Source organism: Variovorax sp. 05T418, from assembly GCF_056396385.1.
The window spans coordinates 187,300-199,201 of the sequence record NZ_JBFTLJ010000007.1; the positions used below are offsets into that span (position 1 = coordinate 187,300).

At 69.4% G+C, this 11,902-nt stretch carries 13 protein-coding genes; 5 read left to right on the top strand and 8 right to left on the bottom strand.

Features of this window, described 5'->3' with window-relative positions:
- Positions 1–10: 10 nt before the first annotated feature.
- Both edd and AC1DMS_RS16455 read right to left on the bottom strand, forming a co-directional pair.
- Positions 11–1,837 (bottom strand): phosphogluconate dehydratase, encoded by a 1,827-nt coding sequence (gene edd / locus AC1DMS_RS16450; RefSeq protein WP_478181404.1) that lies wholly within the window; start codon positions 1,835–1,837, stop codon positions 11–13.
- Between the two features lie 155 nt (positions 1,838–1,992).
- The gene (locus AC1DMS_RS16455; protein ID WP_278876715.1) at positions 1,993–2,544 is read right to left on the bottom strand and encodes an OmpA family protein; all 552 of its coding nucleotides are present in this window, start codon (positions 2,542–2,544) and stop codon (positions 1,993–1,995) included.
- 48 nt (positions 2,545–2,592) lie between these two features.
- Between AC1DMS_RS16455 and AC1DMS_RS16460 the strand changes: the two genes are divergently transcribed.
- Both AC1DMS_RS16460 and AC1DMS_RS16465 read left to right on the top strand, forming a co-directional pair.
- Complete coding sequence (locus AC1DMS_RS16460) at positions 2,593–3,399, top strand: gamma-glutamylcyclotransferase (protein ID WP_478181405.1); 807 nt, start codon at positions 2,593–2,595, stop codon at positions 3,397–3,399.
- The gene (locus AC1DMS_RS16465; RefSeq protein ID WP_369663184.1) at positions 3,396–3,938 is read left to right on the top strand and encodes a superoxide dismutase family protein; all 543 of its coding nucleotides are present in this window, start codon (positions 3,396–3,398) and stop codon (positions 3,936–3,938) included. The genes AC1DMS_RS16460 and AC1DMS_RS16465 overlap by 4 nt, the downstream gene beginning before the upstream one ends.
- 4 nt (positions 3,939–3,942) lie before the next feature.
- On the opposite strand, the gene AC1DMS_RS16470 is transcribed toward AC1DMS_RS16465, so the two are convergent.
- Complete coding sequence (locus tag AC1DMS_RS16470; protein ID WP_478181406.1) at positions 3,943–4,509, bottom strand: nucleotidyltransferase family protein; 567 nt, start codon at positions 4,507–4,509, stop codon at positions 3,943–3,945.
- 50 nt (positions 4,510–4,559) lie between these two features.
- Here AC1DMS_RS16470 and pdxH point away from each other — a divergent pair, with 50 nt between their 5' ends.
- Positions 4,560–5,240 (top strand): pyridoxamine 5'-phosphate oxidase, encoded by a 681-nt coding sequence (gene pdxH, locus AC1DMS_RS16475; protein WP_412511451.1) that lies wholly within the window; start codon positions 4,560–4,562, stop codon positions 5,238–5,240.
- Between the two features lie 6 nt (positions 5,241–5,246).
- Here the strand turns inward: pdxH and AC1DMS_RS16480 are convergent, their stop codons facing one another.
- The gene (locus tag AC1DMS_RS16480) at positions 5,247–6,458 is read right to left on the bottom strand and encodes an OmpA family protein (protein ID WP_478181407.1); all 1,212 of its coding nucleotides are present in this window, start codon (positions 6,456–6,458) and stop codon (positions 5,247–5,249) included.
- 57 nt (positions 6,459–6,515) lie between these two features.
- On the opposite strand from AC1DMS_RS16480, the gene AC1DMS_RS16485 reads away from it, so the two are divergent.
- A complete protein-coding gene (locus AC1DMS_RS16485) occupies positions 6,516–6,827 on the top strand; it encodes a hypothetical protein (protein WP_278876717.1) in 312 nt (103 codons plus the stop codon).
- Positions 6,828–6,926: 99 nt separating this feature from the next.
- Here AC1DMS_RS16485 and AC1DMS_RS16490 read toward each other — a convergent pair whose 3' ends face one another.
- The 4 genes from AC1DMS_RS16490 to msrA all read right to left on the bottom strand — a co-directional run bounded on the left by AC1DMS_RS16490 (position 6,927) and on the right by msrA (position 11,092).
- Positions 6,927–7,877 (bottom strand): AEC family transporter, encoded by a 951-nt coding sequence (locus tag AC1DMS_RS16490; protein WP_018905503.1) that lies wholly within the window; start codon positions 7,875–7,877, stop codon positions 6,927–6,929.
- Positions 7,878–7,923: 46 nt separating this feature from the next.
- On the bottom strand, positions 7,924–10,032 hold the full coding sequence (locus tag AC1DMS_RS16495; protein WP_478181408.1) for a TonB-dependent receptor: 2,109 nt from the start codon (positions 10,030–10,032) through the stop codon (positions 7,924–7,926).
- Positions 10,033–10,109: 77 nt separating this feature from the next.
- Positions 10,110–10,514 (bottom strand): hypothetical protein, encoded by a 405-nt coding sequence (locus tag AC1DMS_RS16500; protein WP_412511454.1) that lies wholly within the window; start codon positions 10,512–10,514, stop codon positions 10,110–10,112.
- Positions 10,515–10,540: 26 nt separating this feature from the next.
- The gene (msrA, locus tag AC1DMS_RS16505) at positions 10,541–11,092 is read right to left on the bottom strand and encodes a peptide-methionine (S)-S-oxide reductase MsrA (protein WP_412511455.1); all 552 of its coding nucleotides are present in this window, start codon (positions 11,090–11,092) and stop codon (positions 10,541–10,543) included.
- Between the two features lie 100 nt (positions 11,093–11,192).
- Here msrA and AC1DMS_RS16510 point away from each other — a divergent pair, with 100 nt between their 5' ends.
- The gene (locus AC1DMS_RS16510) at positions 11,193–11,870 is read left to right on the top strand and encodes a TetR/AcrR family transcriptional regulator (protein ID WP_015866498.1); all 678 of its coding nucleotides are present in this window, start codon (positions 11,193–11,195) and stop codon (positions 11,868–11,870) included.
- The last annotated feature ends 32 nt before the right edge of the window (positions 11,871–11,902 follow it).

Here is an 11,902-nt window from a genome sequence, read left to right on the forward strand (position 1 = left end):
GCTCCAATGTTCACAGCCACGAGCATGCGCCTTCTTCCGCCGTCAGCGCATTGCGCCGCATGCCAGCGAACAGCTCGCGGCCCAGGCCGTGGCTGTCTGCGATGCGCTGGGCCTCGGGCAGCTTGGCGATCTCGCGTTCGGCCCATTCGTCGTCGGGCACCAGCACCGCCAGTGTGCCCGCGACGGCGTCCAGGCGCACGACGTCGCCGTCGCGCACCTTGGCGAGCGGGCCGCCCGCGGCGGCTTCCGGCGAAACGTGGATGGCCGCGGGCACCTTGCCCGAGGCGCCGCTCATGCGGCCGTCGGTGACCAGCGCCACGCGAAAGCCCTTGCCCTGCAGCACCGACAGCGGCGGCGTGAGCTTGTGCAGCTCGGGCATGCCGTTGGCCTGCGGCCCCTGCCAGCGCACCACGCAGACCACGTCGCGCTCCAGCTCGCCGGCGGTGAAGGCCTGGTGCAGCGCAGCCTGCGAATCGAAGACGCGCGCCGGCGCCTCGATCACGTGGCGGTCGTCGGGCACCGAGGACACCTTGATCACGCTGCGCCCCAGGTTGCCGTTGAGCAGCTTCAGGCCGCCGGTGGCGCTGAAGGGGTTCTCCACGGGCCGCGCGACGGCTTCGTCCTTGGAAGGCGCGGCGGAGGTCCAGGCCAGGCGCTTGTCCTGCGCAAGGGAGGGGATGTTCGCGAACTCGCGGATGCCGCCGGCACGCACCGTGAGCACGTCGGCGTGCATCAGGCCGGCGTCGAGCAGCTCGCCGATCACGAAGCCCGGGCCGCCCGCGGCCTGGAACGCGTTCACGTCGGCGCTGCCGTTGGGATAGACGCGCGTCAGCAGCGGGATCACGTCGGAGAGCCGGGAGAAATCGTCCCAGTCGATCACGATGCCGGCCGAGCGCGCCACGGCCACCCAGTGGATCAGGTGATTGGTGGAGCCGCCGGTGGCCAGCAGCGCCACCATGGCATTGACGATGCAGCGCTCGTCGACCATTTCGCCGATCGGGGGGCAACTGAATTTCGCCTCGCCCGCGCGGCCCAGCACGGTGCGCACGGCCTCGCGCGTGAGCGTCTCGCGCATGGCGTCGCCGGGCTGGATGAAGGCGGTGCCGGGCACGTGCAGGCCCATGGCCTCGAGCAGCATCTGGTTGCTGTTGGCGGTGCCGTAGAAGGTGCAGGTGCCCATGGTGTGGTAGGCGGCCATCTCGGCGTCGAGCAGGCCCTGCCGGCCGACCAGGCCCTGCGCCGCCTGCTCGCGCACCTTCGACTTTTCGTTATTCGACAGGCCCGAGGGCATGGGGCCGGCGGGCACGAACACCGTGGGCAGGTGGCCGAAGTGCAGCGCGCCGATCAAAAGGCCCGGCACGATCTTGTCGCACACGCCCAGCAGCAGCGCGCCGTCGAACATGTCGTGCGTGAGCGCGATCGCAGTGCCCATGGCGATCACGTCGCGGCTGAACAGGCTCAGCTCCATGCCGGGCGTGCCCTGGGTCACGCCGTCGCACATGGCGGGCACGCCGCCGGCCACCTGAGCGGTGGCGCCGAGGCTGCGCGCCTCCTGCTTGATGATGTCGGGGTAGCCCTGGTACGGCGCGTGGGCCGAGAGCATGTCGTTGTAGGCGGTGACGATGCCGATGTTGGGCGCGCGCTCCGTCACCACCTTGAACTTGTCGTTGGCCGGGATGCCGGCCACGGCGTGCGCGACGTTGGCGCAGCCCATGCGGTCGGAACCCCTGTCGCGGTTGCGGATTTCCGCGAGCCGCTGGAGGTATGCGCTGCGCGGCCCCTGGCTGCGCTCGCGAATGCGATCGGTAACGTCAAGGACGGTGGGATGTGTGCTCATGGGGATGGTTTCGGTCGCGCTGCCGGCCTCTGGCCACTGTCGCTTTTGCGACCTTCGACGTGGAAGTCAATGGTACCAAGACCCCGCGGCCGAGGCCGATGGAAATCCGCACCCCGGCAATACGGATTGGCGGGCCGCAAGGGCCCGCGGCTGGCTCAGTCGACCAGCTTGACTTCGACGCGCCGCGCCTGGGCGTCGTTGCCCGAACCCGCGGTGATGGCGGGCCGCTGCAGGTCGACCTTGCCGGCCGGCACGCCCAGGCCCACCAGCACGTCACGGACTGTTTCAGCGCGTTTCTTCGCGAGCTGCTCGTTGATGGCCGCGTCGCCGGTGGTGTCATGGAAGCCCGAGACCACGGCCTTGCGGCCGCTCTCCACGCCCTTGATGACGGCGGCCAGCGCCTCGGCCGCGCCGGGCGCCAGGTCGGCGCTGCCGGTGGCGAAGTAGAAATTCACCACGCCGTCGGCCACGCGGATGCTGGCCCCGTCGGGAATGACGACCGTCACCGTCTCGGTCACCTCCGCCACCGTGGTGTGGGTGGCCGGCCCTGCGGCCGCCGCAGCCACGGCGACGGCAGGCATGGCAGCCGGCGCCGCGCCATGGTTCTTGTGCCAGAGCACGATGCCCAGCACGAAGAAAATCACCAGCGCGATCAGTGCCAGGAGAAATCCGAGGATGAAGTTTTGCTGGCTGTCGTCGTCGCTCATGAGGGGTCGTACTCCGTAAGAAGAAAGAGGCCGGTAAATAATGGTGCGGTGAACCATGATCGCGAAATTGTAGGCGGCGGCCCCTCCGGCCCCGCACCCGATCCCGGACCGCCGGGCCTGGACCCGATGCCCAGGCCGCTGCGCGACCCGCAGCCCATGCTCGAACAGGCCATTGCCGACTGGGGCGGGCGCGACGACCTGTGGCTCTTCGGCTACGGCTCGCTGATCTGGCGGCCCGAATTCGATTTTGCGGAGCGCCGCCCGGCCTCGGTGCACGGCTGGCATCGCGCGCTCAAGATGTGGAGCCGCATCAACCGCGGCAGCGTGCAGACGCCCGGCCTCGTCTTCGGCCTGCTGTCGGGCGGCAGCTGCCGCGGCATGGTGTTCCGCGTGCCGTCGGCCCACGGGCTCGACACGCTGCGCAGGCTCTGGCTGCGCGAAATGCCCACCGGCGTGTACGACCCGCGGTGGCTCAAGTGCAACACGCCCGAAGGCCCGGTGCGCGCGCTGGCCTTCACGCTCTCCAGGCGCAGCCCCAACTTCACCGGCGAGCTCAGCGACGAGCGCTACCGCCACATCTTCACGCATGCCGTGGGCCGCTACGGCAGCTCGCTCGACTACGCGCGCCAGACCCTGCTGGAGCTGCGCCGCCATTCGATCCACGATGCGGCGCTGGCGCGGCTGGTCGCGCTGGCGCACGAGCGGCAGGAGGAACAGGAGCGCCAGGCACAGGCCGAGGCGGCGGCCGATTGCGGGACGCCGCAGCCTCCGGTATATGTTCCAGGGTCTCCGGACAAAAATTCTTCGTCCCCCCTTCCCCAACAATCCTCCGGACCGTCCAAGGAAAATCCATGAACCATCGCCTTCTCGCCGCCACCGGCACCGCCCTTCTCGCCAGCGCCCTGCTTTCGGCCTGCGGCAGCATGATGGGCGGCAAGCCGAGCGCGGCTGCCGAACTGATGCCCACCGCCGCGATCTCGCCCAACCCCACGCGGGGCACGGTGATCTTCACCGCGCTGGACCATGGCGTGCGCGTGGCCGGCGAGGTGCGCGGCCTGGCGCCGGGCAGCGAGCACGGTTTCCACATCCACGAAAAGGGCGACTGCGGCGACAACGGCAACGCCTCGGGCGGCCACTTCAACCCGGCCGGCGGCACGCACGGCAAGTTCAGCGCGCCGGGCAGCCATGCCGGCGAACTGCCGAGCCTGGTGGCCGACGGCAGCGGCGTGGCCCGCTTCAGCGTCGACGTCCACTCGATCTCGCTGACCGAAGGCACTGCCAACAACGTGGTGGGCCGCGCGCTCGTGGTGCACCGCGACCGCGACGACTTCACCACCCAGCCGGCCGGCAACTCCGGCCCGCGCACCGCCTGCGCGGTGATCGCGCGGCGCTGACCGGCTAGCCCGGCAGGCGCGCCAGCCAGAGCGCCTCGGCAGCGGCCAGCGCCTCGGGCGTATCGATGTCGGTCACGATGCCGACGTCGTCCACCACGAGGTCAGCCACCGCATCGATGGCGCGCATCGCCTTCAGGATGGAGGAGGCGCCCAGCGGTCCCTGGAGCGCCGCGAGCTGGGCACCGCAGCCGGCCGAGAAGCCGACCGGGTGGCCGCGCTCGCCCCTGTATTGCGGCTGCACCGCGCGCACCCGGCCGGCCAGCGCGCCGGCCACGGCCCGCAGCGTCTCGGGGCGCACCAGCGGCAGGTCGCCCGGAAGAATGAGCCAGCCGGCGGCATCCGGCGTGGCGCGCACCGCGGCGGCAATCGAGTCGCCCATGCCCGGGTGGCCCGCGTCTTCGAGCCGCCACGGCAGGCCGCTCGCGCGCACCGCGTCCAGCGTGCGTTCGAGCAGCGGCTTGCCCGCCAGCAGCGCCTGCAGCTTGGGGCCCGTGCCGCCGGCCGCAATGAAGCGCTCGCCGCGGCCCGAGGCCAGCACGATCACGCACGGGGAATTCGCCTTTGTCGCCATGCGCCGAGTATGTGCGCGGAATGCCCCGCGGTGCCTTGCGGCGGCAGCGCATGCGCAACAATGCCGGCATGAGTTCTTCCTCTTCCCCTCCTACCAGCGAAGCGCTGGCCGCGCTGCGCAAGAGCTACGAGCGCGCCGAACTCGGCGAAACCCACAGCGCCGACGATCCATTCAAGCAGTTCGAGCGCTGGCTCGGCGAGGCCATCGACGCGCAGGTGCCCGAGCCCAACGCGATGACGCTGTGCACCGTGGGCGGCGACCTGCGGCCCTCGAGCCGCATCGTGCTCATCAAGGGCTATGACGCGCGCGGCATCGTCTGGTACACCAACTACGAAAGCCGCAAGGGCCGCGAGCTTTCGGGCAACCCGTACGCGGCCCTGCAGTTCCACTGGGTCGAGCTCGAACGCGTGGTGCGCATCGAGGGCCGCGTGGAAAAGGCGAGCGCGCAGGAGAGCGACGCCTACTTTGCGAGCCGCCCGCTCGATTCGCGCATCGGCGCCTGGGCCAGCCCGCAGAGCGAGGTGATCAGCGGCCGCGACGTGCTGGTCAAGAACGCGGCCGTGGCCGCCGCCAGGCACCTGCTGTCGCCGCCGCGCCCGCCGCACTGGGGCGGCTACCGCCTGGTGCCGGACCGCTGGGAATTCTGGCAGGGCCGCAAGAGCCGCCTGCACGACCGGCTGCGCTACCGGCTCGAAGGCGCCGACTGGGTGCGCGAGCGGCTGGCGCCCTGAGCCTGGTCAAGCCTCGCAGGGCGCGACCTTGAACTCGACGCGCCGGTCGAGTGCATCGCTCGCGTCGTCGGCGCCCGTGCCCACGATGTTCTCGCGGAACCCCATGCCGGACTCGCGCAGCTTCTTCGACAGCGGCGGCGCCTCGCCCACCAGCCGGGTCTTCACGCTGAGCGCGCGCTGCAGCGACAGGCGCTCGTTGACCGACTCCGAGCCGGTGCGGCTCGTGTGGCCGGTGACCACCACGCAGGAATCGATCTGCGCCGCCTGGCGCGCGATCTGCCGCAGCCACATCGGATAGGCGGCGCTGATCTTCGGGTCGGCCAGGAAATCGGTCGAGCCGGGCTTGAACAGGAACTTCACGCTCAGGTTGTTGGTTTCGAGCCCGAGCCGCGCCAGGGTGCCGAAGGTCTTCTCCGCATCGGCCGTCCGGCCGAGGCTGGCCTGCGTGAGATACAGGCCGCTGTAGATGCGCAGCTGCTGGCCGTCGGGCCGGCGCGACGCCGCCTCGTAGCGGCTGAGCGCCTCGCTCATGCGGCCGGCCTCGTAGGCGGCGGTGGCTTCCTGCAGCACGGTCGACGTGGGCAGGCGCTCCAGGTAGAGCGCATCGGCGGCTTGCCCGGGCTGCGTTTCGGCGGTGCGGATGTAGCCTTCCACGCCCCGGTCCTTGCCGTTCACCGGGCTGTCGCGGAAGAAGGCCGTGGGCCGCGTGTCGAGCGTTGCGTCGCTGATGCGCGCCACCGACTGCGCGATGACCATGCCGCTCTTGATCTCGGTCAGCGCCAGGTTCAGACGGTAGCGCCCATCGGCCGAATCCTTGTCGCGCACCAGCGTGCCGTTGAGTACGTACTGCGCGCGCTCGATCTCGGCGTTGTTGAAGGGCGTGACGGTGAACTGCCTGAACTGCGACTGCATGCGCTGCACGATGCGCTGCTCGGCCACGCGCGTGACCTCGGTCTGCTGGCCGCTCGCGCCCTCGAGCAGCGGGTCGATCACGATGCGGCTCTGCTTGATCGACGATTCCACCTTGGCCAGGAAGGCCGGCAGCTTCTGCGTCTGCGCGATCAGGTCGTCCACCGCCTGGTTGACGGCCTGCTCGAAAGGCATGGCATTGCCCGGCGCCGGCCGGTGCGCGCAGGCGGCGCAAAGCAGCGCGGCGCACGACAGCGCCAGTGCGCGCAAGGCCGTGCGGATCGGGTGGGTGGTCTTCGTCATCAGCATTGGCTCCTCAAGATCTTCATGTCTTCATCCGACAGCGGCTCGCCCACCGCTGCGCGCATGTTGATTTCGCTGCAGCGCCTGGAGGGCGGCGGCCTTTTCGGGGCCGGGGCCTTCTCCGCTTCCGCCGTCGGCGGCGCAGCCACGGCAACCGCCTGCGGCTTCGGCCTGGCGCTCGGCTTCGGAGCCGGGGCAGGCTTCGGCTCCACCGGGCTGGCCGCAGCCGGCGCCGGCTCGCGCGGCACGGCGGCTGAAAGGCAGGGCGTCCGGCACGGCTTCGTATCGGCGGCCGCCGGCATGGCGCCGCCGCACAGCGCGATCACCATCGCAATCGGCGCCATGGCGGAAAACGGCGAAGACCGCGGCGGGTAAATCATCAGCGGGCAAATGTAGAGCGAGAGGCGCCGCTCGCCATCTCGCCAAATGGCCACCCTGCCGAATGGCATAGGGCCCGTCAACGCTATGAGAGTCTCAAGGCAGCCACTGCACCAGCGTCATGACCAGGGTCAGCGTCGCGAGCGCGAGCACCGTCGACACCGCGACGCTGGCCGTGACCAGGTCTTCCGATGTGCGGTAGCGCTGCGAAAAGAGAAAGACGTTGGCGCCGATCGGCAGCGCCGCCGCCACCACCATCACGGTGAGCGGTATGCCGCGCACGCCCAGCAGCCAGCCGATGCCGGCCACCAGCAGCGGATGCAGCAGGTTCTTCACCAGCGCCTGCACCGTCGCTTCGCGCCAGTGCCGCCCGACGGGCGTCAGCGCGAGCGTGATGCCCACCATCACCAGCGCCACCGGACCGAAGGCCTGGCCGAGCAGCTGGATCGGCTTGTCGAGGAAATCGGGCATCGCAAGCCCGGTCTGCGCGAACAGCAGCCCCGCGATGATCGGCATCGGCACCGGGTGGATGATGGCGTTGCGCAGTGCGCGCAGCACGGTGCGCGCCATGGGGCGCTTCTCGTGGCCGTCCCGCTGCGCATGCTCGCGCGCCACCGCCAGTTCGAGCACGACCGTGGCGCTGGTCAGGAGCACCAGCGAGTGCAGCGAGATCAGCGTGAGCAGCACCACCATGCCTTGCTCGCCATAGGCCAGGCCGACCAGTACGATGCCGATCATCACCGTGTTGCTGTAGGTGTTGGCCAGCGCAATGACGGCTGCCGTGCGGTTGAAGCCGCGCAGCGCCAGCGTGCCCGCGAACAGCAGGCCCGAGGCGATGAAATACGCCGCCACCGGCTTCAGGCTCAGCTCCTGCACGTGCACCGTGCTCATCGCGCGGAAAAGCAGCGCCGGCGCAAGCAGCAGGAAGATCAGGTTGGAAAGGTCCTTGACGGCAGTGCCGCCGATCCAGCGGCGCCGGCCGGCCAGGTAGCCTGCCGCGATCAGGACGACGACCGGCAGCAGCGAAGAAATGACGAACGAATTCACCCGCCGAGGATAGCCTCAAGCCTGCAGGCAACGCCGGCGGGTTCGTTCAGAAGGTCACGCGCAGCCCGACCTTCAGCGAACGCCCCGGCAGCGGCGCGTTGGGGTACACCGTTGTCGTCAGGATCGAGGTCGGGCTGTAGGCCAGCTTGTTCGTGATGTTGTCGATGCGCGCATACCAGGTGAGGTTGGCGCGCTGCACCTTCATGCGGTAGGCGATCGAGGCATTCCAGAGCGTGTAGGCATCGGTCTCGCGCGCGCCCACGCTCGGCACGTGGCGCTGCGCGGCGTTGTAGTCGAAGCCGAAGCGTGCGCTCCAGGGGCCGTTGCCGTAGGCCAGGGTCGCGCCCGCGCGGAACGGCGCGATGCGCGGCAGCGGCTCGCCGGTGTCGAGGTTCTTGGCACGCACCACGTCGCCGCGCCATTCGAGGTCCAGCGTCGCGGCATCGGCCAGCCGCCCGAAACCGTCGGTGCCCAGGAGGCGCAGGTTGCCGCTCGCCTCGATGCCGGTGAAGCGCGCGCGCACGCCGCTGTAGAGGTACTCGGCCAGCGTGTCGGTGGCTTCGGGGTCGGTCACCACCTGGCCTTCTTCGTCGAGCGTGCGGCCCGATGCCGTCAGGCCGATGTAGTTGCGAAAGCGCGTGACGTAGGCGTTGACACGGGCCGTGTTGGCGCCCGACTTCCATTGCGCGCCGACGTCGAAGCCGACCGACTTTTCCTTGTCGAGGTCCGGGTTGCCGACCTCCCAGGCCGCCGTTGCCACGTGCGGGCCGTTGGCGAGCAGTTCGTAGTCCTTCGGTGCGCGCTCGGTGTAGGCCAGGTTCGAGGTGAGCTGCCACTGCGGCGCCAGGTTGACCAGCGCGCCCACGGCCGCGCTGTGCGGATTGAAGCTGCGTTCGCCGATGGCAAAGCGCGTCACGGTCGGATCGTCGGGATAGCCGAGCGACCTGACGCGGACCTTCTCGGTGCGCGCGCCAAAGCTCAGCCGGCCCCAGGAGGTGCCGAGTTCCTCGTACAGGAACAGCGCATTCGAGCGCGTGCGGCTGTGCGGCGCAAAGGCTTCCGCGCCGTCCGCGGCAAAGCGGTTGCTCTCGCTGCTGAAACCGACCAGGCCCTCGAAGTTGCCGATCTTCTGGTGGCGCGCCTCGATGCGCAGGTCGTTGCTCAGGTTCGAGAAGGTGGTGCCGGCCTCGCCGCCTTCGTACTCGGTGTGGCGGTAGTTGGTGTGGCTGGCCTTGGCGTGGATGCTGCTGATGAAGCCGCCCGGGCGCCACTCGCCTTCGATGGCCTGGCGGTCGGACTTCATGCCGATGGTCACGTCGTCCTCGGCCACGGTGCCGTAGGTGCTGCGGTAGGTGCTGGCCGAGGCGCCGATCCAGCCCTGGTCGAAGAACAGCGTGCCGCCCACCGCGCCGCCATGCGCCTCGTTGGCCGAATTGCAGATCTTGCGAGCGAGCCAGGGCCGGCCGGGCTTGCTGCATTCCAGGTCGATGGGCACCGAGACATCCTTGGAGTCGCGGTTGAACGCATCGACGTGCAGCGCGAAGCGGTCGTTGCCGCCTTCGAGCACCACGCCGCCGTTCTTTTCCTTGTTGCCGGTGGAAAAGCCCAGGTCGGCACGGCCGCCGAAGCCGTTGATCGGCTCGCTCGGAATGCGGTTGTCGATCACGTTGACCACGCCGCCCACCGCGCTGCCGCCGTACTGCAGCGCCGACGGGCCGCGCAGCACCTCGACGCGTTCGGTGACCAGCGCGTCCATCGGCACCGCATGGTCGTAGCTCAGCGACGAGGCGTCGGGCGCGCCGCCGCCGTTCTGCAGGATGCGGATGCGGTCGCCATCCAGTCCGCGGATGATCGGCCGGCTGGCATTGGGGCCGAAGTAGCTGCTGCTCACGCCGGGCAGGTTGTCGAGCGTTTGGCCGAGCGTCGATTCGGAGCGCATCAGGAGCCTGTCGCCCGAGAGCGTGGTGGTGGGTGCGATCAGTTCGCTCGCGCCCAGCGGATTGCCGGTGACGGCGATCTCCGGCAGGGCCGGCGGGGCCGCTTCGGCGGGCTGCGCCTGGAGCGCGGGTTGAGGCTGGGCCTGGGCCATGGCTGCGAAGGAGGCCAGCGAAAGAACGGCAGCGCCGATGGCGTTGCGACGGAAATTGGGAATCATGATGAACACTCGTTGAACCAAGGGGCGATCGCCGCCATCCGCAAGGCGCGGATGAGCAACCGGAACACAGGGGGGATTCAGCGAGTGGAAGGCGGGCCGCGCGCGTCGAACAGCGCAACCCAGCGGGCGATGGCCTCGCCCTGCAGGTAGGCAAAGGTGGCCGAGGGCAGCAGCACCGGCAGCACCACCATCGGCACGCCGGGTGCGCCCGAACCATGCGAGAGCTGGTCGTAGAGCCGGCATTCGGCGTCGGAGTGGTCGCCGAACAGGTCGCCGATGCCGTGGGCGTGCGCCGCATGCTCATGCGCGCCCGCCGGGTGCGCCGCCAAAGCGGCCGCGTGGACCTGCGCCAGCCCGGGCACGTGCAGCGTCCGGTGCACCAGCCCCAGCGTGCCCGCGAACCACAGCGCCACCATCAGCGCGACGGCGATCGCGCGGGTCGACAGGATCGACCGGTTCGGAGCGGGGTTGGCGAGGTGCACGGAACGCTGGGCCTGAAAGAGAACGGTCAGGCCTTGACGCGCGATGCGAAGGTCTTCTGGAACTTCTCGACCTTGGGCCCGACCACGAAGGCGCAGTAGCCCTGGTTCGGGTTGTTGAGGAAGTAGTCCTGGTGGTAGGCCTCGGCCGCCGAATAGTTGGCAAGCGGCGCCACCTCGGTCACGATGGGCGCGCTGTAGGTCTTGCTTGCCTCGATCTCGCGGATGACCTCGTCGGCCACCTGCTTTTGCGCATCGCCCGTGACATAGATGCCGCTGCGGTACTGCGTGCCCACGTCGTTGCCCTGGCGGTTCAGGCTCGTGGGGTCGTGCACCACGAAGAAGATCTCGAGAATCTCGCGCAGGCTGATGGCCGCGGGGTCGAATTCCACCTTCACCACCTCCGCATGGCCGGTGCGGCCGGTGCAGACCTGCTCGTAGCTCGGGTTGACGACCTGGCCGTTGCAATAGCCCGATTCGACGTCCACCACGCCCTGCACTCGGTCGAACACGGCCTCGGTGCACCAGAAGCAGCCTCCGCCGAGCACGATGGTTTCAGTGGGCGACGATGAAGAGGACATGGCTGCTCCGGCAGGTGGGGAAAAAGCGAACCCGATATTGTCGCGGCTTGACGGGCCGGATGCTGGTCCCTATATTACTAACCCGCGAGTCATTAAAATCATGCCGACCCCCCGATTCTTTGCCGACAAGATCTGCCCGGTGCGCGCCAAGCGCGAGCGCCGCAAGGAGGCGCGTCCGGGCGAACTGCTGGCGGCGGCGCTCGACCTGTTCGTCGAAAAAGGCTTTGCCGCCACCCGCGCCGAGGAAGTGGCGGCGCGCGCGGGCGTCTCCAAGGGCACCCTCTTTCTTTACTTCCCGAGCAAGGAAGAGCTCTTCAAGGCCGTGGTGGTCGAGAACCTCGGCGGCCGGTTCGCCGAGTGGAACGACGAGTTCGAGGCCTTCGAGGGCACCACGGCCGACATGCTGCGCTACTGCATGCGCGTCTGGTGGGAGCGCGTGGGCATGACCAAGGCCTCGGGCCTGACCAAGCTCATGATGAGCGAAGGCGCCAATTTTCCCGAGCTGGCCGAGTTCTACCGCAAGGAGGTGGTGCGCCCGGGCCATGCGCTGCTGCGGCGCATCCTGCAGCGCGGCATCGACCGTGGCGAATTCGCGCCGGTCGACATCGACCACGCGATCTACGCGGTGGTGGCGCCCATGATCTTCCTGATGCTGTGGAAGCATTCGGCCATGGTCTGCGTCGACGCGGACACCTCGCTCGACCCCGAAAAATACCTCGCCACGCAGGCCGAGACCGTGCTTTACGGCCTCACCCGGCAGCCCGGAGCCGCCGCATGACGCGCAAATGCATCGCCGGCCAGCCGCGCGCC